Annotated in this window: 25 protein-coding genes; 17 read left to right on the top strand and 8 right to left on the bottom strand. The window is 65.1% G+C overall.

Going from position 1 to position 24,686, the window contains the following annotated elements; all coding sequences use genetic code 11:
- Complete coding sequence (locus KXJ60_RS03250) at positions 1–864, top strand: YbgC/FadM family acyl-CoA thioesterase (protein ID WP_291124061.1); 864 nt, start codon at positions 1–3, stop codon at positions 862–864.
- A 9-nt stretch (positions 865–873) separates the two neighbouring features.
- Here KXJ60_RS03250 and KXJ60_RS03245 read toward each other — a convergent pair whose 3' ends face one another.
- Positions 874–1,722 carry an NRDE family protein gene (locus KXJ60_RS03245; RefSeq protein WP_291124059.1) on the bottom strand — a complete coding sequence of 283 codons (849 nt, stop codon included), beginning with the start codon at positions 1,720–1,722 and terminating at the stop codon, positions 874–876.
- A gap of 21 nt (positions 1,723–1,743) precedes the next feature.
- Entirely contained in the window at positions 1,744–2,688 is a 945-nt protein-coding gene (locus KXJ60_RS03240) for a folate-binding protein (protein ID WP_291124057.1), read from the bottom strand.
- A gap of 74 nt (positions 2,689–2,762) precedes the next feature.
- On the opposite strand from KXJ60_RS03240, the gene mltG reads away from it, so the two are divergent.
- From mltG to KXJ60_RS03195, 9 genes are all read left to right on the top strand, one after another.
- On the top strand, positions 2,763–3,770 hold the full coding sequence (mltG, locus tag KXJ60_RS03235) for an endolytic transglycosylase MltG (protein WP_291124055.1): 1,008 nt from the start codon (positions 2,763–2,765) through the stop codon (positions 3,768–3,770).
- Positions 3,771–3,800: 30 nt separating this feature from the next.
- Positions 3,801–4,460, top strand: a complete 660-nt coding sequence (tmk, locus tag KXJ60_RS03230) for a dTMP kinase (RefSeq protein WP_291124053.1) — start codon at positions 3,801–3,803, stop codon at positions 4,458–4,460.
- Positions 4,457–5,488, top strand: a complete 1,032-nt coding sequence (locus KXJ60_RS03225; RefSeq protein ID WP_291124051.1) for a DNA polymerase III subunit delta' — start codon at positions 4,457–4,459, stop codon at positions 5,486–5,488. Before tmk ends, KXJ60_RS03225 begins: the two co-directional genes overlap by 4 nt.
- Positions 5,489–5,543: 55 nt before the next feature.
- Positions 5,544–5,915, top strand: a complete 372-nt coding sequence (locus tag KXJ60_RS03220) for a PilZ domain-containing protein (protein WP_291124049.1) — start codon at positions 5,544–5,546, stop codon at positions 5,913–5,915.
- 76 nt (positions 5,916–5,991) lie between these two features.
- On the top strand, positions 5,992–6,807 hold the full coding sequence (locus tag KXJ60_RS03215; protein WP_291124047.1) for a TatD family hydrolase: 816 nt from the start codon (positions 5,992–5,994) through the stop codon (positions 6,805–6,807).
- Between the two features lie 21 nt (positions 6,808–6,828).
- Entirely contained in the window at positions 6,829–7,500 is a 672-nt protein-coding gene (locus tag KXJ60_RS03210) for an ankyrin repeat domain-containing protein (RefSeq protein WP_291124045.1), read from the top strand.
- A gap of 122 nt (positions 7,501–7,622) precedes the next feature.
- Entirely contained in the window at positions 7,623–8,111 is a 489-nt protein-coding gene (locus tag KXJ60_RS03205; protein WP_291124043.1) for a tripartite tricarboxylate transporter TctB family protein, read from the top strand.
- Between the two features lie 16 nt (positions 8,112–8,127).
- Positions 8,128–9,639, top strand: a complete 1,512-nt coding sequence (locus KXJ60_RS03200; protein WP_291124041.1) for a tripartite tricarboxylate transporter permease — start codon at positions 8,128–8,130, stop codon at positions 9,637–9,639.
- A 207-nt stretch (positions 9,640–9,846) separates the two neighbouring features.
- On the top strand, positions 9,847–11,403 hold the full coding sequence (locus KXJ60_RS03195; RefSeq protein WP_291124040.1) for a methyl-accepting chemotaxis protein: 1,557 nt from the start codon (positions 9,847–9,849) through the stop codon (positions 11,401–11,403).
- A gap of 161 nt (positions 11,404–11,564) precedes the next feature.
- Here the strand turns inward: KXJ60_RS03195 and KXJ60_RS03190 are convergent, their stop codons facing one another.
- Both KXJ60_RS03190 and KXJ60_RS03185 read right to left on the bottom strand, forming a co-directional pair.
- Entirely contained in the window at positions 11,565–11,861 is a 297-nt protein-coding gene (locus KXJ60_RS03190) for a hypothetical protein (RefSeq protein ID WP_291124038.1), read from the bottom strand.
- Positions 11,848–12,435 (bottom strand): VC1465 family Xer recombination activation factor, encoded by a 588-nt coding sequence (locus KXJ60_RS03185; protein WP_291124164.1) that lies wholly within the window; start codon positions 12,433–12,435, stop codon positions 11,848–11,850. The genes KXJ60_RS03190 and KXJ60_RS03185 overlap by 14 nt, the downstream gene beginning before the upstream one ends.
- 258 nt (positions 12,436–12,693) lie before the next feature.
- On the opposite strand from KXJ60_RS03185, the gene KXJ60_RS03180 reads away from it, so the two are divergent.
- The 5 genes from KXJ60_RS03180 to KXJ60_RS03160 are packed head-to-tail and all read left to right on the top strand — an operon-like array spanning position 12,694 to position 16,947.
- Positions 12,694–13,533, top strand: coding sequence for an ABC transporter substrate-binding protein (locus KXJ60_RS03180; protein ID WP_291124037.1), 840 nt, complete (start codon positions 12,694–12,696; stop codon positions 13,531–13,533).
- Between the two features lie 11 nt (positions 13,534–13,544).
- Positions 13,545–14,231 carry an ABC transporter permease gene (locus KXJ60_RS03175; protein WP_291124035.1) on the top strand — a complete coding sequence of 229 codons (687 nt, stop codon included), beginning with the start codon at positions 13,545–13,547 and terminating at the stop codon, positions 14,229–14,231.
- 9 nt (positions 14,232–14,240) lie between these two features.
- On the top strand, positions 14,241–14,954 hold the full coding sequence (locus tag KXJ60_RS03170) for an ABC transporter permease (protein WP_291124033.1): 714 nt from the start codon (positions 14,241–14,243) through the stop codon (positions 14,952–14,954).
- Positions 14,955–14,979: 25 nt separating this feature from the next.
- On the top strand, positions 14,980–16,116 hold the full coding sequence (locus KXJ60_RS03165; RefSeq protein WP_291124031.1) for a M14 family metallopeptidase: 1,137 nt from the start codon (positions 14,980–14,982) through the stop codon (positions 16,114–16,116).
- A 30-nt stretch (positions 16,117–16,146) separates the two neighbouring features.
- Positions 16,147–16,947: an ATP-binding cassette domain-containing protein gene (locus KXJ60_RS03160; protein WP_291124030.1), complete on the top strand. Its 801-nt coding sequence runs from the start codon at positions 16,147–16,149 to the stop codon at positions 16,945–16,947.
- A gap of 17 nt (positions 16,948–16,964) precedes the next feature.
- Here KXJ60_RS03160 and KXJ60_RS03155 read toward each other — a convergent pair whose 3' ends face one another.
- Positions 16,965–19,469: a penicillin acylase family protein gene (locus KXJ60_RS03155; RefSeq protein ID WP_291124028.1), complete on the bottom strand. Its 2,505-nt coding sequence runs from the start codon at positions 19,467–19,469 to the stop codon at positions 16,965–16,967.
- Between the two features lie 77 nt (positions 19,470–19,546).
- The gene (locus KXJ60_RS03150) at positions 19,547–20,491 is read right to left on the bottom strand and encodes an adenylate/guanylate cyclase domain-containing protein (RefSeq protein ID WP_291124026.1); all 945 of its coding nucleotides are present in this window, start codon (positions 20,489–20,491) and stop codon (positions 19,547–19,549) included.
- Positions 20,492–20,839: 348 nt separating this feature from the next.
- Here KXJ60_RS03150 and KXJ60_RS03145 point away from each other — a divergent pair, with 348 nt between their 5' ends.
- Entirely contained in the window at positions 20,840–21,172 is a 333-nt protein-coding gene (locus KXJ60_RS03145) for a hypothetical protein (protein WP_291124024.1), read from the top strand.
- A 24-nt stretch (positions 21,173–21,196) separates the two neighbouring features.
- On the opposite strand, the gene KXJ60_RS03140 is transcribed toward KXJ60_RS03145, so the two are convergent.
- Together KXJ60_RS03140 and tadA are read right to left on the bottom strand one after the other, a co-directional pair.
- Positions 21,197–22,162 (bottom strand): LD-carboxypeptidase, encoded by a 966-nt coding sequence (locus KXJ60_RS03140; protein WP_291124022.1) that lies wholly within the window; start codon positions 22,160–22,162, stop codon positions 21,197–21,199.
- Between the two features lie 25 nt (positions 22,163–22,187).
- Entirely contained in the window at positions 22,188–23,579 is a 1,392-nt protein-coding gene (gene tadA / locus KXJ60_RS03135) for a tRNA adenosine(34) deaminase TadA (RefSeq protein ID WP_291124021.1), read from the bottom strand.
- A gap of 86 nt (positions 23,580–23,665) precedes the next feature.
- Between tadA and opgC the strand changes: the two genes are divergently transcribed.
- Positions 23,666–24,686, top strand: a 1,021-nt coding sequence (gene opgC, locus KXJ60_RS03130; protein ID WP_291124019.1) for an OpgC domain-containing protein, incomplete at its 3' end; no start/stop codon positions are given.

The following is a 24,686-nucleotide window of genomic DNA, read 5'->3' as shown; positions in this document are numbered from 1 at the left end:
ATGAGCCTCGCCCGATCCGACTTCCGCTTCTTTCACCGCATGCGCGTGCGCTGGGCCGAGGTGGACATGCAGAAGATCGTGTTCAACGCGCACTACCTGATGTACTTCGACACCGCCATCAGCGACTACTGGCGCGCACTGGCGCTGCCTTACCAGGAGTCGATGGAACATTTGCAGGGCGACCTGTATGTGGTGAAGGCCACGGTGGAGTTTCACGCCTCGGCCCGGGTGGACGACCAGATCGAAGTGGCCATGAAGTGCAGCCGCATCGGCACGTCATCGCTGACCTTCACAGGCGCCATCTTCCGTGGCGACGAGCATCTCATCAGCGGCGAGATCGTGTACGTCTTCGCCGACCCCGCCACGCAGAGGTCGCGCCCGGTGCCCCCTGCGCTACGCGAGATCCTTCAGGGCTACGAAGCCGGCGAAACCATGACCGCCTTGCGCGTGGGCACGTGGGCCGAACTGGGTCCCGATGCGCAACGCCTGCGCACGGCCGTTTTCGTGCAGGAGCAGAAGATCCCGAAAGAACTGGAATGGGACGAGGCCGATGCGCAGGCGGTGCACGCCGTGGCCTACAACCGCCTCGGGCGTGCGGTGGCCACTGGCCGCATGCTGCCGCACGGGCCTGGCGTGGCGCGCATTGGCCGCATGGCGGTGGAGCGCGGTTTGCGCGGCGGGCGCCTGGGGCGCGATGTGTTGCAGGCGCTCATGCAGGCCGCACGCGAGCGCGGTGACCGCGAGGTGATGCTGCACGCGCAGCAAAGCGCCGAAGCGTTCTATGCGCGCCAGGGGTACGAACGGCGCGGCGAACCGTTTGAAGAGGCCGGCATCGGACACCAGGAAATGGTGATCCAGCTGTAGGCCCGCGGCTTACCAGGCCAGCGACTCGCTGCGCCGCACAGACCGTTCAAAGCCACCGGCAACGGCCTGGGTGTGGTCGTGCGTCCACTCGTGCATCTCGACGTCCCAACCAGCGGTGGCCTGCGTGGCACACACCACCAGACTGCTGCGCGTGCCATAGGCGCGCCCCGGCATGAGCACGAACGGGCTGGACAGGGCGCGCTCCATGTCGTCGGGCACGCCGGTGTGTGGCAGATCGGCGTCGGCGGCAGCGGTGCTGTCCGCCAGCGCACCGGCAAGCGGTTCGGTCCACCGCGCGCCGTCACCGTGCTCGCGCCGCCCCGCCAGTGCATCGGCCACCGCTTGCTTGAGCCGCAGCGTCTTGGGCCACGGCGTGTCCAGGCTGGCGTTTGAGAGGCCGTAGATGCCGGGCTCCAGCGCCCGGTGATGCAGGGCCGGCGGGTGCGATTCGTGGGGAGCGTCGGGCCGGCGGTTGCTCAGCCAGCTCCAGCGCCGCCGGTGGAAGTCGCCCACCACCAGGTTGAACCCGCCGTAGGCGGCGGGATCGATCGCGGCAGCCAGCTGCTCTTCGCTGGCGCTGCCCTGCAGCCAACGGGTGGCGAGTTCACCCCGGCTGCGCGATCCCGGTCCTGCCAACCGCTGACGCACATTGGTGAGCATGGCCACACGGCCGTTTGGGCTCACGCCCAGCCAGGTGCCACCGTCTTTCAGGTCACGGCCCGCCACGATGAGCGTTCCGTCGGCGAGCGCCCAGCGGTGCAGACCTTCGGTGGGACGGTCCAGGAACTCGTCGCGGTTCGCGGCGATGAGCAAGGGGCAGACCGGATCGGCATGCAGCGCAAAGGCGATCAGGCACATCGGCGCACCTCCCGAAACGGTTCAGATGTCGTCGAGCAAGGGGTAGGGCAGGGGGAGCCATTGCAACGCCGGGCCATCGGCACGGCCCGCCCGCACGGTGCCCTGCGCCGCGGCGCTGGTCTGCAGGGACACGATGGCATCCCAGCCGCCAGCCGGGTTGGCCGCTGCCTGCACCACGGTGCCGCAAGGCTGCTCGGCGTCGCTCTCGTGGAACACCTCGTCACCCGGGGCCATGGGCGCCGGTCCGTGCGCCAGGTAAGCGCGGCGCTTGAGCGTGCCGCGGAACTGGCTGCGGGCCACCACTTCCTGGCCGGGGTAGCAGCCCTTCTTGAAGTTCACGCCACCGACCGATTCGTAGTTGAGCATCTGCGGAACAAAGGCCTCAAACACGGGCTGACTCACCGTGGCCACGCCGCTGCGCACGTCGAGCCACTGCCAGAGCGGCTCCGCCATCGCTTCACCCTGGGGGGCATCGCTGTTTGCAGGCGCCACCCACAGGGCGCGCGCCAGGCCTTCGGCGGGGTACAGGCGCACCACGCTGGCATCGCCATCGCGCCACTGGCTCCAGCTGGGGGCGGGCAATGCCGCTGGCACCGCCTGGCCCACCAGTCCAAACACGGCGAATGCGTCGCTCGCATCGCTGAGCCGGGCCTTGGCGCGCAGCACAAACATCGAGAGCCGCTTGAGCGTCGCGGAAAGCAAGTCCCGGCTGCACACCAGCAAGATCTCGTCGTGGCTGCGTTTGAAGCCGACGAAGCTGGCCTGCATGCGCCCCTTCGCCGAACAGAAAGCCGCGAGGCGGGCCTCTGACAAACCCAGCAAAGCGAAGTCCTGCGTGAGCTGGCCCTGCAGAAACTTGGCGGCTTCTTCGCCTTCCACGCGAATGACGCCAAGGTGGGAAAGCGGCGCCACGCCAGCGGTGGCGAGCCCCTGTGGTGTGCTGTTCGGCATGGTCGAGTTGCTCATGGTGTCGATTATCATGGCCGGCCCGAATCCCCACCGACCCCTCCTTCCTTGACCCTGTCGAGCCCAAGCCTGTGATGCGTCTGTTGAAACTGCTGGTGGTCGTGCCCCTGCTCCTGGCCATGCTGGCCGCCGCTGGCGGCCTGTGGTGGCTGCAACAGCCTCTGCCACTGGCGGCGGGCGCATCCGACAAAGAACCGCTGCTGGTCACGATCGACCCCGGCTCATCGGCCCAAACCGTGGCGGACACCCTGAGCGCATCGGGCGTGAACACGCCTGCTGTCTTTCTGTATGCGTGGTTCCGGCTGTCTGGCCAGGCGCGCGACATCAAGGCCGGCACGTATGAATTTGCGCCGGGCATCACACCTCGGACGCTGCTGTCCAAGCTGGCCAGGGGCGAGCAGGCGCTGCGCAGCATCACCCTGGTTGAAGGCTGGAACATTCGCCAGGTGCTGCAGGCCGTGCGCGCTTCGCCCGACCTCACGCAAGACGTCAATGGCATGAGTCCGAGCGACATCATGGCGCTGATCGGCTACCCCGGGCGCCACCCGGAAGGCCGCTTTTTTCCCGACACATACCGCGTGGTGACGCGCGCGCCCGCGTCCAGCGTGCTCAAGCAGGCGGCCCAGGCCATGGAGCAGCGCCTGGCGAAAGCCTGGGAACAACGCGACCCCGCCTCGCCCCTGCGCTCCGCAGACGAAGCGCTGGTGCTCGCGAGCATCATCGAGAAAGAAACCGGCCTGGAGAGCGACCGCCGACGCATTGCGGGCGTGTTTTCCAACCGCCTGCGCATCGGCATGCGCCTGCAGACCGATCCCGCCGTCATCTACGGATTGGGCGAGCGCTTCGATGGCAACCTGCGGCGGGTCGACCTGCAAAACGACACCGCGTACAACACCTACACCCGCGCCGGCCTGCCGCCCACGCCCATTGCCATTCCCGGCGTCGCCTCGCTGATGGCAGCGGTGCAGCCCATGAACACCAACGCCATCTATTTCGTGTCGCGCGGTGACGGCTCCAGCCAGTTCAGCGCCACGCTCGAAGAGCACAATGCGGCGGTGCAGCGCTACATCCTGCGCCGCTGATTCCCCCACCGCGCTCTCTTGACCCATTCCATGCCCCCGGCCGGACTCTTCATTTCCTTCGAAGGCATCGACGGCGCGGGCAAGTCCACCCACATCGCCGCGCTGGCAGACGCGTTTCGCGCGGCGGGCCGGGCGGTCACGCTCACACGCGAACCGGGTGGCACACCGCTGGCCGAGAAGCTGCGTGAGCTCGTGTTGAACGACGCGATGGACCCGCTGTGCGAAGCCCTGCTCATGTTCGCCGCCCGACGAGATCACTTGCAGCAAGTGATCGAGCCGGCGCTGCAGCGTGGCGACGTCGTGCTGTGCGACCGCTTCACCGACGCGACCTTTGCCTACCAGGGTTTCGGAAGGGGTTTCGATCTCGACGTGCTCCGACAGCTCGAGCGCTGGGTGCAAGCCCTGCCGGGCACCGACCAGCTTCGCCAACCCGACCTCACCGTCTGGTTCGATGTGCCCCCGGCTGTGGCGGCACAGCGCCTGGCATCAGCGCGTGTGCCCGACCGGTTCGAATCGCAGTCGCAGGCGTTTTTCGAACGCGTTGCAGCGGGTTACGCCCAGCGCATGGATGCCGCGCCAGCCCGCTTTGCCCGTATCGACTCCAACCTGTCTCGCGACGCGGTGTGGCATCAGGTGCGGCAAGCGTTCGAGCTGCGCGGCTGGCTGGGCCAGAACGGGGCGCACGCGTGACGGCGCTGGCCCCATGGCTTCAGGCGCAATTGCAGCGGCTGCTCGCACAGCGCGGCCATGCCCTGCTGTTGTCGGGTCCGTCGGGCCTGGGCCAGTACGACCTCGCGCTCGCGCTCGCGCGCGCCTGGCTCTGTGAGCAGCCCACCGCCGATGGCGCCTGCGGTGTTTGCGGCAGTTGCCATGCCATCGATGTGCGCACCCACGCAGACCTGTGTGTGCTCATGCCCGAGACACTGAGCCTGGAGCTGGGCTGGCCGCTGGACGAGTCCGCGCAGAAAGACATCGACGACAAGAAGCGCAAGGCCAGCAAGCTGATCCGCGTGGAGGCGGCGCGTGAAGCCGTCGCATTCACGCAGTTCACCCGGTCCCGGGGCCGCACCAAGGTGATCCTGGTGTACCCCGCCGAGCGCATGAACATCGAGTCGGCCAACACGCTCCTCAAGACGCTCGAAGAACCGGTCGGCGAGGTGCGCTTTGTCCTGGCGACCGAGGCGGCCCACCAACTGCTGCCCACCATCCGGAGCCGCTGTCAGACGCACGCCATGGTGTGGCCCGACCCGGCCCAGGCACTGGCCTGGCTGAGCCAGGAGGCTGCAGTCAAGGGCAAGGCACCCGAGCCCGAGCAAGCGTCGACCTGGTTGCAAGCGGCCGGGGGGCGGCCAGACGATGCGCTGGCCTGGGCTTCCACAGGGCTGCAGACGGCCACCTGGGCCCAGCTGCCCCAGGCCCTGGCGCGCGGCGACTGGGGCACGCTCAGTGGCTGGCCACCTGCGCAGCAGCTGGCCGTTTTGCAGAAGCTTTGCCACGATCTCATGGCAAGTGCGTCCGGCGCACCCACGCGGTTTTTCCCTGCCGATCAACTCCCGCCTGCGCCGCGCTGGGCCGTTCTTGCCCAGTGGTCGCGCGAGCTGATGAGCACCGCCCGAACGGTGGAGCATCCGTACAACGCCGGCCTGATGCAGGAGGCCTGGGCTGCCCGCACGCGGCAGGTGCTGGGCAACGCCTCGTCCGCGCCGCGCCGCGCATGAATGGTGCGCACAAACCCGCCCGCTTTTTGGCGCATTGCCGCTAAACTCCGCAGCCATGAGCACCAACCCCTCTCCATCGACCGCCGCGGCGCGGCCGAGCGTGATCCAGCTCTCCATCAAGGAAAAGGCCGCCCTGTATGCCGCCTACATTCCCTTGTTTGCGGACGGGGGCATCTTCATTCCCTCCTCGCGCGAGTACCGGCTCGGCGACGACGTTTATGTGTTGCTCAGCCTGCCCGACGACCCCCAGCGCTACCCCGTGGCGGGCAAGGTGGCGTGGGTCACGCCCGCCAAGGCGCAGGGCGCGCGCACCCAGGGCGTCGGGATCCGGTTTCCTTCCGACGAAAAATCCCGTCAGCTCAAGCTCAAGATTGAAGAAATCCTGGGCTCCAGCCTCGGTTCCGACCGCGCCACCCAGACGCTCTGACCCTTCGTTTTCCCGCAGGCCGATGCGGCGCACAATGCGGTGCCCATCGGCTTTTTCGCGCCGGCATCTCCCCTGTATGTTCACCGACTCCCACTGCCATCTCAATTTCCCCGAGCTCCGGTCTCAGCTGCCCGACATCCTCCAGGCGATGTCCGATGCGCAGGTCACCCGGGCGCTTTGCATTTGCACCACGCTGGAGGAGTTCGAAGACGTCTACGGCCTGGCGCGCGATCACGCACACCTCTGGGCCACTGTCGGTGTTCATCCGGACAACGAAGGCATTCAGGAACCCACGCTCGATGACTTGTTGCAGCGCGCGGCGCGCCCGCGCGTGGTCGGCATCGGTGAAACCGGCCTGGATTACTACCGCCTGGGCGATCGCTCTGTGGCGGACATGGCCTGGCAACGCGAGCGCTTTCGCACCCACATTCGCGCCGCCCGCCAGACCTCGCTGCCGCTGGTGATTCACACCCGCAGCGCTTCCGACGACACGCTCGCCATCCTTCGGGAAGAGGGGGGATTTGCTTCTGCACAGGCAGCGGGGCTGCCCACGGCCACCGGCGTGTTCCATTGCTTCACGGAATCCATGGAAGTGGCGCGCGCCGCGCTGGATCTGGGCTTCTTCATCTCGTTTTCCGGCATCCTGACGTTTCGCAATGCGGCCGATTTGCGCGATGTGGCCACCTATGTGCCGATGGACCGGATCCTGATCGAGACCGACAGCCCGTATCTCGCGCCTGTGCCGTACCGCGGCAAAACCAACTCACCCGCGTACGTGCCGTGGGTCGCCAAGCAGATCGCCGAGCTCAAGGGCTTGTCGGTGGAATCCGTTGCTGCCACGACCAGCCGCAACTTTGATGTGCTGTTTGCCCACGTAGGGCAGCCGGCTTAGCTCATGTAACACATGCAGTTCATGAAAAATCACATTGTTTTTAAATGGTTTATTTGCCTTTTCCTGGGCTTCTCGAACGCCGCATGGGCCAATTCGTACGACGACTTTTTTATCGCGGTCAAACGCGATGACGTGCCCACCATTCGACAACTCGTGCAGCGCGGCTTTGACCTCAACACCCGCAGCCCGGAGGGCAACCACGCTCTGTTCCTGGCCCTGCGCGATCAGGCCCCGCAAGTGGCCGAATACCTGATCGGGCAGCCGACAGTGGATGTCGAGGCGCGAAACGCGCAGGGTGAAAGCCCATTGATGATGGCGGCCATCAAGGGGCACCTGGAAGCGGCGCGCCGACTGATCGCGCGCAATGCCGAGGTCAACAAGCCCGGGTGGACCCCCTTGCACTACGCCGCTTCAGACCCCGGCGAAAGCAGCACCGCCATGGTGCGCCTCCTGCTGGAGCATCACGCCTACATCGACGCCGAGTCGCCCAACAAGACCACACCGCTGATGATGGCGGCGCACTACGGCACCCCGGGCGTGGTGAAGCTCTTGCTGGAAGAGGGCGCTGACCCGCTGATCAGGAACCAGCTCGGCCTGACAGCCATCGACTTTGCGCAGCGGGCAGGGCGGGGCGCGTCGGCCGACATCATCGCCGCCTTCGTGCGGGCGCAGCAACCCCGCGGCAAGTGGTGAAGCCGCTGGCAAGACCGGCAAAAAGTTCCAGGGGGTGAGCGAAAAAGTAGGTGTAACCCACATGCGCGCAACCGCGTAACCGCAGCAAAATCGCCCGCATATCCACAAATTGAGGAGACGCCGTGAAAATGGCAAGCCAAAAAGACTTTTTCTCTGGACTCATGTTCACCGCCGTCGGCATCGCTTTTGCCGTCGGCGCCACCAACTTCACGGTGGGCAGTGCAGCACGCATGGGCCCGGGTTACTTCCCCCTGTTGCTCGGTATCGTGCTCATCATTCTGGGCGTGGCCATCACGGCCCAGTCGTTCAGGAGCAAGGCCCCGGACGGCGATCTCATTGGCAAATTTGCCTGGCGTCCCCTGGGCTTCATCATCGGCGCCAACCTGGCTTTCGGTGTCCTGCTGGTGGGTGTGCCCGCCCTGGGCATTCCGGCGTTCGGCATGATCATCGCGATCTACGCGCTGGTGATCATTGCGGGCTATGCACGCCCCAATTGCAGCCTGAAGGAATCGATCATCCTTGCGACCATTCTCGCTGCCGGCAGTTATGTTGCCTTCGTGTACGCCCTGAAGCTGCAGTTCCCGGTGTGGCCTGCTTTCCTGACCGCCTGAGATCGAGACCTACCCCATGGAACTCATTGAACACTTGTCGCTGGGTTTTGGCGTCGCCTTTACCTTCCAGAACCTGTTGTACGCCCTCGTCGGGTGCTTGCTCGGTACCCTGATCGGCGTGCTGCCGGGCATCGGCCCTGTGGCCACCATCGCCATGCTGCTCCCTGCCACCTACGGCCTGCCGCCCGTGGCTGCACTGATCATGCTTGCGGGTATCTATTACGGTGCGCAGTACGGCGGTTCCACCACCGCCATTCTGGTGAACCTGCCGGGCGAATCGTCGTCCGTGGTGACCGTGATCGACGGCCACCAGATGGCGAAAAAGGGGCGGGCAGGGCCTGCGCTGGCGGCTGCTGGTCTGGGCTCGTTCTTTGCCGGCTGCGTCGGCACCCTGGTGCTCGCCGCATTTGCGCCACCCCTGACGGAAGTCGCGCTGAGCTTCGGCCCGGCCGAGTACTTCTCGCTGATGATCGTCGGCCTGATCGGCGCCGTGGTGCTGGCTTCGGGTTCGCTGATCAAGGCCTTGGCCATGATCGTGCTGGGCCTGTTGCTGGGTCTGGTCGGTACCGACGTGAACTCGGGCGTGGCCCGTTTCAGCTTCGACGTGCCCGAACTCACCGACGGCATCAGCTTCGTGGTGATCGCCATGGGTGTGTTTGGCTATGGCGAAATCATCCACAACCTGTCGCAGCCCGAAGACGAGCGCGAAGTGTTCACGGCCAAGGTGCACGGCCTCATGCCCACCAAGGAAGACTTCAAGCACATGACGCCTGCCGTTTTGCGCGGTACGGCGCTGGGCTCGGCGCTGGGCATCCTGCCGGGTGGTGGTGCGTTGCTGTCGGCGTTTGCCGCCTACACGATCGAGAAGAAGATCAAGCTCAAGCCCGGTGAAATCCAGTTCGGAAAGGGCAACATCCGCGGCGTGGCAGGTCCTGAATCGGCCAACAACGCCGGTGCCCAAACCTCCTTCATCCCCCTGCTGACGCTGGGCATTCCCCCCAACGCCGTGATGGCGCTGATGGTGGGCGCGATGACGATCCACAACATTCAGCCTGGCCCACAGGTGATGACCTCCAACCCGGAACTGTTCTGGGGCCTGATCGCTTCCATGTGGATCGGTAACGCCATGCTGATCATCCTGAACCTGCCGCTGATCGGCATGTGGATCAAGCTGCTGGCCGTGCCGTACCGCTGGTTGTTCCCGGCCATCGTGCTGTTCTGTGCGATCGGCGTGTACTCGACCAACAACAACAACTTCGACATCTGGATGGTGGCGGCGTTTGGTGTGATCGGCTACCTGTTCATCAAACTGGGGTGTGAGCCGGCGCCGCTGCTGCTGGGCTTCATCCTCGGTCCGATGATGGAGGAATACCTTCGCCGCGCCTTGCTGATCTCGCGTGGCGACTGGGCTGTGTTTGTGACGCGCCCGATTTCGGCATCGCTGCTGGCCGTGGCTGCGCTGCTGCTGCTCATCGTGCTGCTGCCTTCCATCAAGAAGAAGCGCGAAGAAGCTTTCGTGGAAGATTGATGCGCGGGCGCTTTGCGCGCCTCACACGACAAAAAAAGCCCGGGGCGCTGCTAAGCGCCCCGGGCTTTTTTCTGGGTTGCACGCCCTGGCGAGCTGAACGATAAACGTCCCCCCATTTTTCAAGAAGCCGCTGTTTGTGCCGATGACAGCAAGGTAAGCATGCGCACGGCGGCGCATGCCGTTCCATCTCAGGAGACTGTTTTCGTCATGAAACTCAACCACATCAAGGTCGGCACGCGCCTGGCCATTGCGTTTGGCGCGGTGCTGTTCATCACCGCCATGATGGCCGGGATCGGCGTCTGGCGGCTGCAGGAACTGGTGCAGACCACCCGCATGCTGGCCCAGGAGGACAACGAAAAGCTGCAACTGGCGGTGCGCTGGCGCCAGACCATCGACTTGAACTGGATACGCACACGCGCCGCGATTCTGGACGCCGATTTGAGTCGGGTGCCGATGTGGCAAGCGGAAATGGACAAGACGTCGGAGGTCACGCAGGCAGCGCGCAAGCGCATGATCGAGCTGGTGCAGACGGAGGGGGGCAAACAGCTCATCGCCGACATCGATGCCGCGCGCGAGGCCTACCGCACACCGCGTGCAGCGGTGGTGAAAGCGCGCATGGCAGGGGAGGACGTCAGTGCCGCGCTGGATCGCGACCTCAAGCCGCTGGCCGAGGCCTACATCAACTCCATCCTGAAGCTCGAACAGCGCCAGCAAAGCATCTACGATGAAGCGCTGAATGTGGCCGAGGACAAGGCAGCGATGGGTCGCACGATTCTCATCCTGGGCGGCGTGCTGGCCACGCTACTGGGTGCAGCAGCTGCGTTTGTGCTGAGCCGGTCGATCACGGTGCCGCTGCGCGAAGCCACCGAAAGCGCCCGGCGCATTGCCGAAGGCGATCTGACCAGAACGATCCACGCCGAAGGCCGGGACGAAGCCGCCGAGCTGCAACAGGCCCTCAAAGCCATGCAGGAGAGCCTGGGGCGTGTGGTGTCCAACGTGCGCGGCAACGCGGAAGGTGTGGCACTGGCCAGTGCCGAGATCGCGCAGGGCAACAACGACCTGTCTTCGCGCACGGAGCAACAAGCCAGTGCGCTGGAAGAAACAGCCGCTTCGATGGAGCAGCTCAGTTCGACGGTCAGGCAGAACGCCGACAACGCACTGCAGGCCAATCAGCTCGCAATGAGCGCGTCGACGGTGGCCACGCAAGGCGGCGATGTGGTGGCTCAAGTGGTCGACACCATGAAAGGCATCAACGACAGCTCACGCAAGATCGCCGACATCATCTGCGTGATCGACGGCATTGCTTTCCAGACCAACATCCTCGCCCTGAATGCCGCGGTGGAAGCCGCACGCGCCGGCGAACAAGGGCGTGGTTTTGCAGTGGTGGCCGGCGAAGTCCGCAATCTGGCCCAGCGCAGCGCAGAGGCCGCAAAAGAGATCAAGGGTCTCATCACCGCCAGTGTCGAGCGCGTTGCCGAAGGCACCACGTTGGTGGACCAGGCTGGCGTGACGATGACCGAAGTCGTGAGCTCCATCCGCCGGGTCACCGACATCATGGGCGAGATCAGTGCCGCCAGCCGCGAGCAGAGTTCTGGCGTGGCCCAGGTCGGCGAGGCCGTCACGCAAATGGACCAGGCGACGCAGCAGAACGCAGCGCTTGTGGAAGAAAGCGCCGCGGCCGCGTCCAACCTGCAGACGCGCGCTGAGCAAATGGTCCAGGCTGTGGCCGTGTTCAAGCTGGCATCTGGCGGCGGGATGCGTTGACGGATATCTCGGGAAGAACACACTGATTCGACACGCTGCCCAGGCAGCGTGTTTTTGTTTGTGGGCTCCGTTGTTTCTTTCGGTCTTTTGATATTCCACGATGTATATCTATTAGCCATGCTATTTCCTTTGAAGATTATTCATCAATTGGCCGAGTAATGTCAGCCATGGCACGAACGAGGTAATTGGCCGTCAGGCACCTGGGCCGCGAATTGATCAATTGGCGATTCAGGCTTTTGTGTCGCCATGGGGGCCATTGCCCCCATCCCCCCAGAGAGCAGCACATCCAAGACCTCGTAGGAGGCTTGCAGGCGGTCGGCATGGCGCCGGAGGACGAGGGCGAGGGGGGTAGGGTTGTCGGGCTCGTTCAGGTGTTCGGCCAGAGCTTGGAACTCCCAGATGTCCTGGGCGAGCGTGTCGGTGGCTTGCCGGAGGGTGCGGGCGTCAGACTGGTTCATGGTCGTGCCCCTGCTTTTGTGAGCGTCCACTAACGAAAGAGGGTGGCTGGAGGAGGTCAGCGGCTTCCCTATGAGAAGGGCCCTTTTCCGTGCTCATGGTTCTAAAGTGTTTATTGGATAAATCTAGGCCGGGCGGCTTCGCCGCCCGCCCGACTGCGTCGGTCGGACCGGTCTGCGCCGCCTGCGGCTGGGAGGCGCTGCGCACCCCGCCATCCGCTGGCGTCACACCCCGTCCGGCCTTTCGGGTGTCTTGGAGATCGTGGAAGGCGGCGTACAAAGTGGTGAACATGTGCGCTTTGCGGATCAGCAGCGACCACCAAGCCGACTCGTGAGCTGCGATCGCGTAGCCCTCTGGCGTGTACAACTTGCCCCGGTGGAAATGCCAGCCCACCCATTCATCACCGGGTAATTCGTGGCGCAACAGCACTCGCAGCAGCTTGTAGGCCGAATACGGAATGTCGTGCCGCCCTGAATTCCAGTTATGTAGGGTTCGAGGTGTCACGCGAAGAAGCTTCGCCACGTCGTCCACAGAAAGACCCAGGCTGGCATAGGTCGATTTGAATTTCTGGGCTATTGACGCCCGGTGATCGCGGTCCCGGCTGGTGTTGATCCGCCTTGCCTTGACCTTCCACGATGTATATTATGTAAAGTATTGAACTAAGAGAGAAGAACGATTGGGCGCACCATCAGCCACCTCTCCCGGCGCAAATGTTGCTATGGCCTATAGGGGAAACACCATCATCCCTGTCCCTTGAGCGGTGGGGCCGAGATTTACAATGCAACGCCTGTCCATGGCCGCGAACGACGCGGCATTCCAACGAAAGATGTGTTCATGAAAAATGTTCTCTTGTCCTTGAGCCTGATCGGCGCGGCCACCCTGATGGGCTGCGGCAAAACAGAAGCACCTCCCACGGCCGCAGCACCTGCTGCACCCGCGCCCGCCGCGGCGCCGGCACCTGCCGAAATGCCCGAGCTCAAAGTGGCCATCGACCCGACCTACGAGCCCTTCACCTTCAAGACCGCCGATGGCAAACCCACTGGTTTCGATGTGGACATCGCCGACGCGCTCTGCAAGGAAATCAAGCGCAAGTGCGTGTACGTCGAACAGGTCTGGGACAGCATGATCCCCGGCCTGCAGGCCAAGAAGTACGACGTGATCATCAGTTCGATGTCGGTGACCGAAGAGCGTCAGCAGGTGGTGGACTTCTCCGACAAGTACTACTTCACCCCAAGCCGCATCGTCGTGAAGACCGGCACGCCGTTCACCGATCTGGCTTCGCTCAAGGGCAAGAAGATCGGCGTGCTCAAGGGCAGCACGCAAGAGAAGTACGCCATGGGCGAACTCAAGCCCGCAGGCGCCAGCGTGGTGCCCTACGAAGCCCAGGACCAGGTCTACCTCGACATCAAGTCGGGTCGTCTGGACGGCACCGTGGCAGACCAGGTGGAAGTCAATGGCGGCTTCCTGAGCAAGCCCGAAGGCGCGGGCTACGGTTTCGTTGGCCCCGTGCTGAGCGAGGCCAAGTACTTCGGCACCGGCGTGGGTGTTGCCTTGCGCAAGGGCGAGACCGCGCTCAAGGATGAGCTGAATGCGGCCATCAAGGCCATCCGCTCCAACGGCGTATACGAAACGGTGAGCAAGAAGTACTTCGACTTCGACGTGTACGGCAACTAAGCCGTTGCGTTTTGTCCGGCTACTTCGCCTCGATCCTGCAGGGCGCCCTCCTCACGGTGGGCGTTTCCCTGGCCGCCCTTCTGGTGGCCATCGTGCTGGGGTTGCTGGGCGCTGTGGCCAAGCTCTCAGGCCGTCCCGCGCTGGTGGGACTGGCCACTGTCTACACCACGTTGGTGCGAGGCATCCCCGAACTGGTGCTCATGCTGCTGATTTTTTATGGCGGCACCATCGGGCTCAATCATCTGCTGGCGGCCCTGGGCAGCAAGTCCTCGGCCGACATCAACCCCTTCCTGGCGGGCGTGCTCACCATCGGCTTCATCTATGGGGCCTACATGACCGAGACGTTCCGAGGCGCCATCTTGTCGATTCCGAAGGGCCAGATGGAAGCCGCCTGGGCTTTCGGCATGGGTCCTGTGCGCACCTTCTTTCGCATCACGGCGCCCCAGATGGTGCGCTACGCCCTGCCCGGCTTCACCAACAACTGGCTGGTGCTCATCAAGGCCACGGCCCTTGTCAGCTTGATCGGCCTGCAGGAAATGACCTACCTGGCCAAGCAGGCCAGCGCGGCCACACGTGAGCCGTTCACCTTTTTCCTCTTCGCTGCGGCACTGTTTCTGATGTACACCACCGTCTCGCTGTGGGCGTTGCGCTGGCTCGACCGGCGTTTCAGCCTCGGTGTCAAGCGGGCCAAAGCCTGAGCATCGCGCATGAAGTGGGACATCATCTTTCAGCCCAGCACGCTGGCCATGTACGGCGAGGGCCTGGTCACCACGCTGTGGCTGTTGCTGTCATCCGTGGGGGTGGGCAGTGTGCTGGCGGTGCTGTTTGCGCTCGCGCTCACGAGCTCGGTGGCGCCGCTGCGGTGGATCGTGGGGGCGTACACCTATGTGATCCGGGGCACGCCGCTGCTGATTCAGCTTTACCTGATTTATTACGGCCTGGCGCAACTCGACTGGATCCAGGCGCGCTGGAACGACGTCTGGCCATGGACGCATTTCAAGGAACCGTTTTTCTGCGCCCTGCTCGCCTTCAGCCTGAACACCGCCGGGTACACCGCGGAAATGCTTGCGGGCGCGATTCGCGAGACATCGGCGGGCGAGATCGAGGCCGCGCAGGCCATGGGCATGAGCCCGGCGCAGGCCATGCGCCGCATCGTGCTGCCCAGTGCCATGCGCCGCACGTTGCCGGCCTACAGCAACGAGGTGGTGATGATGCTGCACGCCACCAGCCTGGCGAGCACGGTTCCCGCCATGCTCGACGTCACCTCGGCAGCCAGTCGCATCTACTCCGACTACTACCTGCCCTTTGAGGCTTACATCTTCGCGGCGGCCATCTACCTCACGATCACCTTCAGCCTCGTGGGCCTCTTCAAACTGGCTGAACGTCGCTTCCTGACTCACCTCGCGCCGCGCGGCCACTGAGCACCCCGAACGCGGCATTCCGACCATGCAACGCACCGAGTACCCCTTGCTGAGCCCGAGCCTGGGCAGCCACAAGACGCTTGTGGCCTTTCATTTCGGCGTGAAGGGCGCGCGACCGAAGGTCTACATCCAGGCCAGCCTGCATGCTGAAGAACTGCCAGGCATGTTGGTCGCCCACCACTTGCGCGAGCGCCTCGAAGCGGCGGAGCAGTCTGGGCACTTGCGCGGCGAAGTCATTCTGGTGCCCGCGGCCAATCCCGTTGGCCTCGCGCAGCGGCTGAACCATCGGGCCATGGGCCGTTTCGAGTTTGACACCGCCCAGAACTTCAACCGCCACTACCCCGATATGGCGGCGGCCGTGGTGGAAGACGCGCTCCCTCTCATGGGCACCGATGCACGAGCCAACGTGGAAACGGTCAGACGCCTGGTGGGCCAGTGGCTGACCCAGTGGCAACCCGCCACCGAACTGGAAAGCCTGCGCCGACAACTGCTGCTGCTTTCGCACGATGCCGACCTGGTGCTGGATCTGCACTGCGACACCGACGCGGTGATGCATCTCTACAGTGAAGAAGCGTGCTGGCCTCCGTTCGAACCGCTGGCGCGTCTGCTGGGTTGCCGCGCGGTCCTGCTCGCCCGGGAATCGGGCGGCGGTCCGTTTGACGAGCGCCTCTCGGGGCTGTGGTGGCAGCTGGCAGCGGCCCTCAAGGACGCCGGCGTGAACGCCCCCCTGCCCCAGGCCTGCGCCAGCACCACCGTGGAGCTGCGCGGTGAAGCCGATGTGTCGCACGGGCTCGCGCGCCAGGATGCCCAGGCGATCGAGGCGTACCTCGCGCACGTTGGCGCCCTCGGTGGCGCGATCTCCACCCCCCTGCCGCCCATGGCCTGTGAACCGACGCCGCTGGCGGGCTCCCAAACCTTGCGCTCGCCGGTACCGGGTGTGCTGGTGTTTCTGGCTCGGCCGGGCGACAGCGTGTCCGTGGGCGATGTGGTGGCGGAAGTCATCGACCCCACCGCGGCCCCTGCGCGCGTGCACGCGGTGCGTGCTGAGGTCGCGGGCGTGTTGTACGCCGCCGTGCGCGAGCGCTACCTCGTGGCAGGCGGCGAAGTCGGCAAGATCGCCGGCGCGACCCCGTTTCGGTCCGGCGACCTCCTGGGCGCCTGAACCTTTCCATCTCTTCGGGTACTGACAACCATGACCGCAGAATCCTCCGCCACCCGAACGCCCGGCCGCCCGTTGCTGGAGGTGCATGACATCCACAAGCGCTTTGGCAACAACGAAGTGCTCAAAGGCGTGTCCCTGCAGGCCCGCGCAGGCGACGTGATCAGCCTGATCGGCAGTTCCGGCTCCGGCAAGAGCACCCTGCTGCGCTGCATCAACCTGCTGGAGAACCCGAACGCCGGGCGCATCGTGCTCGCTGGCGAAGAGCTGCAGCTCAAGGCCGACCGGCACGGCGAGCTGCGCGCGGTGAACGCCGCGCAGCTGCAACGCCTGCGCACCAAGCTGGCGATGGTGTTCCAGCACTTCAACCTGTGGGCCCACATGACGGTGCTGCAGAACATCATCGAGGCGCCGGTGAATGTGCTGGGCATTCCCAAAGACAAGGCGGTGGAGACAGCGCGCCGCTACCTGGAGCGGGTCGGCCTGCGCGGCGTCGAAGACCGCTACCCCTCCCATATGAGTGGCGGCCAACAGCAGCGCGTGGCGATTGCGCGGGCGCTCGCGGTCGAGCCCGATGTGATGCTGTTCGACGAACCCACCAGCGCACTGGACCCTGAACTGGTCGGTGAGGTGTTGCGCGTGATGAAGCTGCTGGCCGAGGAAGGCCGCACCATGGTCGTGGTGACGCATGAAATGGGTTTCGCGCGCGAGGTGTCGTCCCACCTCATCTTTCTGCACAAGGGGTGCATCGAAGAACAGGGCGTGCCCGCCGAAGTGCTCGCGCGCCCCAAGAGTGAGCGGCTGGCGCAGTTCCTCTCCGGCAACCTCAAGTAGCCGGCGGCCGCAGCCCTTCAGGGCCTGAGCTCCAGGGTCGAGCGCCACTGCCCTGGCTTCATCGTCAGCGTGCGGTACTGCACCGCAGCCCAGGCTTCGCTCATGTCCCGGTAACGGCTGGAAAACACGTTGCCGCTCTGCCCCGTCTGGTAGATGAAGCGGGAGTTGTCCAGGTTTTCCAGGTCGTAGATCGCGCGCAGGCTAGCGGCATGGCGGTTGGCGTAGGGAGCATCCGCTTTGTCGAGGTGGTACTGGCCGACGTTGACGGTGAACGGATCGCCACCTGTGGGCGTGCGCACTTCAAAGAACCGGGCCAGCGGCTTCACGTTGCTGAACGGCCGGTGAATCGAAATGGCGGGGTGGGCGTCACCCCAGCGCCACGTCGACACGTCGTCGCCATGCACGGCCTTCAGGCGGTTGAGCGCATCGGCCAGTGCGAGGCTGCTGGCCGCAGCACAGCCCGCCGCGCCGCACCAACTGGTGTCGTTGCGCTCGAGGATGCCTTCCACCGCGTTGCGAAACAGGCGCTTGCCGTACATGGCTTCAAAACGCGCCTGCCCAAGGCGCTCGCCAATCACGCGGCGCGTGAATGCGTCGACCCAGGCGCTGTAGATCAGTGGCGCAGCAGACCCGAGCCGCATCTCGCCATTGAAGTCGCGCAGCGCCGCCTGGGCAGCGGCCGCCAGCGGGTGATCGGACGCGGTCTTCTGCAGGAACGGCAAGAGTCGCACCGTGGCGGCCGACTGCTGGTCTGCGTGCATGGCGCGAAACGAGTCGGGGGTGTGCTTGGGCGTCTGTGCCAGCATGGCTTCGATGCGCTCCTGCCGGTAGGGCGCGGCCCAGTCCTGCGTCAAGAAATGCGGGTAATCCGCGCCATGGATGCGCTGGTTGGCGGTGGCGATCCATCCGCGCGCGCCGCTGTCCTGCGGGGTTTCTTCGTAGGGCAGCCAGCCAGCCCAGTCGTAGCGCAAGTCCCAGCCCGGTGCCGGGGCAACGCCGCGAATGTCGTTCTCTGGCAATCGCACCGGCACCTTGCCTGCCGCCTTGTACGCAATGCGCCCGCTGCGGTCGGCCATGACCACGCTCTGCATGGGGGAGTGAAAGTCGCGGAAGGCGCGCAGCAGCTCATCCACCGTTTGCGCCCGGTTGGCCTCCATCGTCGCCACCACGTTGCGGTTGTCCTGGTCGAGCGCGGTCCAGCGCAGCGAGAGCACAAAACGGCTGGTGTCCAGCACCTCGCCATGGCGCGCCTGCGCGTCGCTGAGCACCGGGCCGTGGCGCGTGCTGCGCACCATGTGGCTGATGTCGGGCTGGCCTTTCACACGGATGGTTTCCATGCGCAGGCCGAAGTTCGTCCACGCGGGCTCATCGCTGGCGGACGGCACGCGGTACTGCGCCGGATTGGCCGGGTTGATCTGCTCGAGAAACAGGTCTTGCACGTCGGGGCCGGTGTTGGTGAAGCCCCAGGCGACCTGCTGCGTGCGGCCCAGCACCACAAACGGTGTGCCCGGCAACGTGGCACCGATCACGTCCATGCCTTTGGTGTTGCCCGCATCCGGCGCCTGCAGACGCGCGAAGTACCAGATGGCCGGTGCACTCAACCCCAGATGGGGATCGTTGGCCAGCAAGGGCATACCCGTGGCGCTGCGAGCACCACTGACCACCCAGTTGTTCGAACCCTTGCCTTCGATGTTGCCCAGCTCGTCGGCCCAGCGCTGAAGATCGGCTCCGATCTGCTCGCGCACCGAGGCCAGGAGGCCATCGCGACCGCCGGGCTGGGGCGCGGCCGATGAGGAAACCGTCTTGCCGCGGTACACGCCCAACTCGCGGTACAGCTTGGCCAGATCGGCCGTGGCTGCCGGCTGCTCGCCGGGATACGGCGGAAACAACTCCCAGAGCGCCGGGGTGTCGATGGCCTCCAGGGCGGAGAGGCGCGCAAACTCATTGCCCCAGTTGCCCCCCAGATCCAGCGCCATCATGAGCGACCAGGCCACGCTGTCCAGCGGGTCCCAGTAGCGCCCGGCAGCGGCCTCCGCCTGAGGACGAATGCCCAGCAGCAGAAACTCTGGCGTGAGCAGCTGCTCCGAATGCGCAAAGAACGCGTTCACACCATCGCTGTACGCCTGCAGCGCCTCGCGCGCGTCGGCGGGCAACCCTTGCAGCTGTCGGCGCGCCGCTTCGCGCAAGCCCAGGGTGCGCATGAGTTTGTCCGTTTCCAGTGTGGTGGGGCCCAGCACCTCGGACAAGGTGCCGCGCATCACCCGGCGGTTGAACTCCATTTGCCAGCCGCGTTCCTGCGCGTGCACGTAGCCCATGGCCATCCAGGCGTCGCGCGGCTGCGTGGCCAGGATGTGCGTCACGTCGCTGGCGTCTCGATGCACTTTCACCGGAGCGGACAAGCCCGCCATCTGAAGGCTGCCATTCATCTTGGGCAGGCTGCGGTACGCGTAAAAGGCCGCGAGCGCCGCAGCGGCCAGCAGCAGGAGCGACAGCAAGGCAAAAAGTCGTTTGATCCAGCGCACGATGTGTGGTCTCCGGTGTTGGTTTTATCTCTGGCAAGGCATGCGTCCGGTACGCCACCTCTGCCCTCTCGCAGGCGCTATTTGCGGATGCCGCCCGCGCCGATCGACAGGTTCGCTTCAACGAGCTTGAACTTCACGGTGGGCGTGGTGAAGTCGGTGAAAGGCGCACCCATGGCGATCTCACCGTCGCTGTGCAACAAACACTCCTGGCGACGCAGTGCGATGACGTTGTCACCCGCACCGAAACGCACCCACGTGCCGTAGCTGCTGATGTCTTCGAGCACGTAGTTGCCCGAGCGGATGTCGATGCTGGCGTGCATGCGCGAGACGCGCGGGTCGCTGACGATGAAATCGGCCTCGGGGACTCGGCCGATCTTCATGGGCAGATCGGTCAGGCTGAAGGCGTGGGTGGTGTCGAGCCAGGTGAGCTCGAACCCGCCAAACACCGACTCCTTCGTCGGGCTCAGCGCGTGCAGATCCGCAGGCAATGTGAGGAACTCGGACAGCATCTCGGGCTGCCACTCCACCCGAAACACTTCGCAGGGTTCGACCCGGCCCTTGATGCGCATGGGCCCCAGGCTGCGGCTTCGCACACCATGGCGCGCGCCGAGTTTGCGGATCACCGTGTCGGTGGCCATGATCTGCTCGGGACCTGCAAGGTCGCTCAAGCGAGAGGCCACATTGACCGCGTCGCCGAAGCAATCGCCGTCGACCACCACCACCTGCCCACGCGCCATGCCGATCTGCATCATGAGCTTGAGGCGGTCCGGCCATTGCATCACGCGCTTGGCGTGTTCCTGCTGGATGAGGACCATGGCGTCGACCGCATGGCGGTTGTTGGAAAACGACATCAACACGCCGTCGCCCAGCATCTTCACCACCGTCCCCCCGTTTTCGACCCCCATGGAGCCGATCCACTGGGTCAGTTTGGTCACGGCCTTCGTCGCACGGTCGTTACCCAGTGTTTCAAACACCGAGACGCTGCCGGTCAAATCCACGAAAGCAATAGTCAGTTCGGCCATAGGACAGAGGGAATATCGCCCGGATTACAACACACCACCCGGGGTATCCAGACGCGGTGAAAAGCCATGCTGTTCGCAGCGCGACAGCTCCTGTTTTTCATGAACGACGCATCACGTCGGCCATCCAGGCCACGCGGCCCGCGTGCGTGTGGTCGTTGGACCCACCGCAAGAATGTCAACAAAAGCGTAAAAAGGTACTACTTACCTCAGGTGCTCGCTCAAAAAGCACGTGTAAACATATGATTTATTTGTTGTTTTTTGCCTTCTGTCAAACATTCCCGGTTGCAAATGCAAGGATGTGGGACGTATCCTGCAACCAATTAATACAAAGTCGTTGAGGCCACTCCCATGCGCTGGTTCAAACCCGGTATCCGCAACAGCATTTCTGCACTGCTCAGCCCTGAGGCGCGCAAGGACTCGCCCGAGTCCCTGGAGCCCGTGCGCGAAGCCATGCTTGCAGTGCTCGGAGAGGACGGCGCCAAGGCCAATCCGCAACTCACCCGCAAGCTGAAATACATGCACGACGCGCACGCGCTGTGGTTTGCGCGCGCCGAGATGGTGGCGGTACTGAGCCAGTTGCACGGTGAGGCGCTGGCCGTGCACCGTGTGCAAAGCCTTTCTCCCGTGTTTCAGGGTCTTGTGCCCAAGAGCCTTGTGGACGCCTGCCGCATGCGCCGCTGAGCGCCGCCTTGCAGCATTGACGCATCAGCCCCAGTAGATCAGGGCATCGCGCCCTTCCACCATCAACTCGACCTTCTGCCCCACGGGCAACAGCACCTTGGTCGGCACGTGGCCAAAAGGCAGGCCCGTGAACACCGGCGTCCTGGTCTTCGAGCGCATCCACTCCACCACCGTTTTCAGGTTGAAGCCACGGTCGTAACCGGGGACCAGCTTGAACCGGTTGAACGAGCCCAGCAACACCGCTTTCTGCTGGCCAATGATGCCGGCGTTGAGCAGCTGCGTGAGCTGCCGCTCGATCCGGTAGGGATGCTCGTTGGCATCCTCCAGAAACAGGATGCCGCCTTTGATGGCCGGCAAAAACGGCGTGCCCACCAGCGCGCAGATCACGTTCAGGTTGCCGCCCCATAGCGTGCCGCCCTTGACCTTGAAGGCACCAGAGGCTGACAACTCGCTGGCATCGCCCACCGGCAACCGCCAGCCAGCGCCTTCACCGTGTCCCACCAGAAGGTCGTCGAAGCAGGCTTCCATGATGTCGTCGGGTGTTTCAGCGCCGAAGTCTTCACCCAGCGCCGGGCCCGCCCAGGTGGTGGCACCGGTCTTGGCCAGCACCGCCATCTGCAGCGCCGTGAAGTCGCTCAGGCCGACGAACTGCGTCCCGCGTTCGATGGCCTTGGCGATCTTTTTGACGGGCAGCTCGCCCACGATGCGGGTGAGCCCGTAGCCACCGCGTGAGATGAGCGCGACGTCGGCACCGCTGTCGGCGGCGCGGCCAATCGCCGCCAGCCGCGTGGCGTCATCGCCGGCAAACCGCATGTGGCTGAAGAGCGCTGCCTCGTCGATCTCCACCTCATGGCCCAGCGCCTTGAGCCGTGCCACGCCCCGGCGAAACGCAGCCTTGTCACGCACCGCGCTGGAGGGGGAGTAAATGTAGATGTGCCTCGGACCGTGACTGTGGCTGCAGGAGGGACTGCTGGTGTGACCTTGGCTCATGTTCTTCGATGCAAAAAGGGCTTGATTATCCGTGTGAGGCGCGAGCGAAATGGCTCACCGCAGCCTGAGCCACGCTCTGTCCGTGCTCCTGCACGAAATGACCGGCCTTCGGCAACAACAACGGCGGTGGGCAGCCGCGAATGTGCCGGTGCAGTTCGCGCATGACGGGCTCGCCCAGCACGGGGTCTTGCTGGCCGATGGCCATCAGGCTCTGCCCCTCCCAGCGCGTCGACCAGAAGTCGCGTGCCTGGCGGCTGATGGCCGCGCCGTCGTCTTGCAGGTGTTCCGGCACCAGCGGCGGGAACGCGCGCAAGGCCGCGCGGTGCCCGCGATCGGGAAAGGGCGCGTTGTACGCGGCGCATTCTTCGGCGCTCATGTGCGGGTTGCCGCGCGCAAACAGCCGTGCCACGTCGAATTCCGGGTTCTGGGCACACATGTTGCGCCACGCCAGGAAACCCGGCGACAGCGCCGCCTCGCCAGTGGCCAGCGTCGTGTTCATCACCAGCAAGCCGCGGTAGCGTTGGGGCGCGGCCATGGGCAGCGTGAGGCCGAGCAGGCCACCCCAGTCCTGCACCACCAGCACCACGTTGTTCAAGTTCAGGCGCTCGATGAATTCCAGCAGCACTTGCCGGTGCCAGGTGAACGTGTGGGCGCTCTCCTTCTTGGGTTTGTCGCTGCGGCCAAAGCCGATCAGGTCGGGAGCGACCACACGGGCGCCGCTGGCGAGGAAGGTCGGGATCATCTGGCGGTAGAGGTAGCTCCACGCCGGGTTGCCGTGCAGGCACAGCCAGGTCACGAGCGCGTCGCGCGGCCCTTCGTCCAGAAAATGCAGGCGCCAGCCCGCCAGCGCAGGCAGATCGCTCACGTAGCGGGGTGCCCACGGGTAGCCGGGCAGCTGCTCGAAACGGTCATCGGGCGTGCGCAGGGCGTCGTCGCGGAGGGGGTGGAGGTTGACGCGGCGCTGCTTGAAGAAGGCACGCAGCAGCTCGGCGCCCTCGTCGGCCAGCACGCCGCCCTGCACGGCGGTCTGGTGGTTGATCTGCGGAACGGCAAAGAGGTCGACCACGGAGCCGGCGGCGCCGGTCTTGGGGTCGGGTGCGCCAAACACCACGCGCGAGAGGCGGGCATGCAGCATGGCGCCGCTGCACATGGCGCAAGGCTCCAACGTCACATACAGCGTGCAGCCCTCCAGCCGGTAGTTGCCCAGCGCCTGCGCGGCGGCGCGCAAGGCCACGATTTCGGCGTGCGCGGTGGGGTCGTGGCCGTCAATCGGGGCGTTGCGGCCGGTGGCAATCACGCGGCCTTCTTTCACCACCACCGCGCCCACGGGCACCTCTCCAGCCTGGGCGGCGGCCCGTGCTTCGGCGAGCGCCAGGCGCATGAAATGGGCGTCGTCGGGTGCGGGCGTCTCGGGCATGCAACGAGTGTAGGCCAGGGCTGCGGGGGCAACGCGGCAGCGAGCGTGCAGCTCTGGCATGATCGCGGCCTTTACTGGTTAACCCTATGCCACACGCCCCGCAACGCCGCTGGGAGCTCGACGCCCTGCGGGGCCTCATGCTCGTCCTGATGACGCTGACCCACATGCCGACGATGTATTCGTTGCCATCGGGTCAGCCGTTTGGCTTTGTGTCGGCCGCGGAGGGCTTTGTGTTCCTCTCGGCTTACATGGCCGGTCGCGTGTACGGCCAGCGCGGCCGACGCGACGGCCTCGATGCCATGCAGACGGCCTTCCATGCCCGGGCGCTCAAGCTCTACGTCTGCCAACTGGGCCTGTTGCTGCTGGCCTTTACCGCGATTGCCTGGCTCGGCGTGCACAACCGCCAGGGAGGCGTCACGGGTTTGCTGGAGTTCTTCTTTATTGATCCTGCCTCGGCGGTGGTGGGCGCCGCCCTGCTCCTGCACAACCCGCCCCTGCTGGACATCTTGCCGATGTACATCGTGTTCATGCTGGCCAGCCCCTGGCTGCTGCGGCGTGGCTTGCAGCAGGGCTGGCGCGGCGTGCTCGCGGTCAGTGGCCTGCTCTGGCTCGGGCAGCAGTGGGGCCTGGGGCAACTGCTGTACGACGAGGCCGTGGCCCTGACCGGGCTGCCGGTTCCGTACAAGGACATGGGCGCCTTCCACTGGCTGGCCTGGCAGATGCTGTGGGTGGTTGGCCTGTGGCTGGGCACGCGCCAGAAACCGCTGCCGCGCGTGCCGCTGTGGGTGCTGCTGCCGGCATCGCTGTATGCGCTGGGCATGTTGCTGTGGCGGCACATGGCCGGCCAGGACCCGCTGCCGTGGCTGCCGGCGGTGGGCATGCTGCTCGACAAGTGGTCGCTGGGCCCGATGCGGGTGCTGAACTTCGCCAGCGTGTTCCTGGTGCTGGTGTCCGCAGGGCCGTGGCTCGTGCGGGTGCTGCCGCGCCCGCACGCGCTGGAGTTGCTGGGCCGCCATGCGCTGGCGGTGTTTTGCGCGCACATCGTGATTGCGCTGTTCACCCTGGCGTTTTTCGGCTCCACGCAAGTGGTGCGGCCCTGGACCACCG

Origin of the sequence: Hydrogenophaga sp., from assembly GCF_019264445.1 — a bacterium.
Classification (GTDB): Bacteria; Pseudomonadota; Gammaproteobacteria; order Burkholderiales; family Burkholderiaceae_C; genus Hydrogenophaga.
Note: the sequence above shows the minus strand (reverse complement) of the source record. Positions and strands in the feature narration are given on the sequence as shown.

Excerpts from the sequence above, each read along its gene's own strand:
- KXJ60_RS03250 (WP_291124061.1), top strand. The coding sequence starts at position 1 with ATGAGCCTCGCCCGATCCGACTTCCGCTTCTTTCACCGCATGCGCGTG.
- KXJ60_RS03245 (WP_291124059.1), bottom strand. The coding sequence starts at position 1,722 with ATGTGCCTGATCGCCTTTGCGCTGCATGCCGATCCGGTCTGCCCCTTG.
- KXJ60_RS03240 (WP_291124057.1), bottom strand. The coding sequence starts at position 2,688 with ATGAGCAACTCGACCATGCCGAACAGCACACCACAGGGGCTCGCCACC.
- mltG (WP_291124055.1), top strand. The coding sequence starts at position 2,763 with ATGCGTCTGTTGAAACTGCTGGTGGTCGTGCCCCTGCTCCTGGCCATG.
- tmk (WP_291124053.1), top strand. The coding sequence starts at position 3,801 with ATGCCCCCGGCCGGACTCTTCATTTCCTTCGAAGGCATCGACGGCGCG.
- KXJ60_RS03220 (WP_291124049.1), top strand. The coding sequence starts at position 5,544 with ATGAGCACCAACCCCTCTCCATCGACCGCCGCGGCGCGGCCGAGCGTG.
- KXJ60_RS03215 (WP_291124047.1), top strand. The coding sequence starts at position 5,992 with ATGTTCACCGACTCCCACTGCCATCTCAATTTCCCCGAGCTCCGGTCT.
- KXJ60_RS03210 (WP_291124045.1), top strand. The coding sequence starts at position 6,829 with ATGAAAAATCACATTGTTTTTAAATGGTTTATTTGCCTTTTCCTGGGC.
- KXJ60_RS03200 (WP_291124041.1), top strand. The coding sequence starts at position 8,128 with ATGGAACTCATTGAACACTTGTCGCTGGGTTTTGGCGTCGCCTTTACC.
- KXJ60_RS03195 (WP_291124040.1), top strand. The coding sequence starts at position 9,847 with ATGAAACTCAACCACATCAAGGTCGGCACGCGCCTGGCCATTGCGTTT.
- KXJ60_RS03190 (WP_291124038.1), bottom strand. The coding sequence starts at position 11,861 with ATGAACCAGTCTGACGCCCGCACCCTCCGGCAAGCCACCGACACGCTC.
- KXJ60_RS03180 (WP_291124037.1), top strand. The coding sequence starts at position 12,694 with ATGAAAAATGTTCTCTTGTCCTTGAGCCTGATCGGCGCGGCCACCCTG.
- KXJ60_RS03170 (WP_291124033.1), top strand. The coding sequence starts at position 14,241 with ATGAAGTGGGACATCATCTTTCAGCCCAGCACGCTGGCCATGTACGGC.
- KXJ60_RS03165 (WP_291124031.1), top strand. The coding sequence starts at position 14,980 with ATGCAACGCACCGAGTACCCCTTGCTGAGCCCGAGCCTGGGCAGCCAC.
- KXJ60_RS03160 (WP_291124030.1), top strand. The coding sequence starts at position 16,147 with ATGACCGCAGAATCCTCCGCCACCCGAACGCCCGGCCGCCCGTTGCTG.
- KXJ60_RS03150 (WP_291124026.1), bottom strand. The coding sequence starts at position 20,491 with ATGGCCGAACTGACTATTGCTTTCGTGGATTTGACCGGCAGCGTCTCG.
- KXJ60_RS03145 (WP_291124024.1), top strand. The coding sequence starts at position 20,840 with ATGCGCTGGTTCAAACCCGGTATCCGCAACAGCATTTCTGCACTGCTC.
- KXJ60_RS03140 (WP_291124022.1), bottom strand. The coding sequence starts at position 22,162 with ATGAGCCAAGGTCACACCAGCAGTCCCTCCTGCAGCCACAGTCACGGT.
- tadA (WP_291124021.1), bottom strand. The coding sequence starts at position 23,579 with ATGCCCGAGACGCCCGCACCCGACGACGCCCATTTCATGCGCCTGGCG.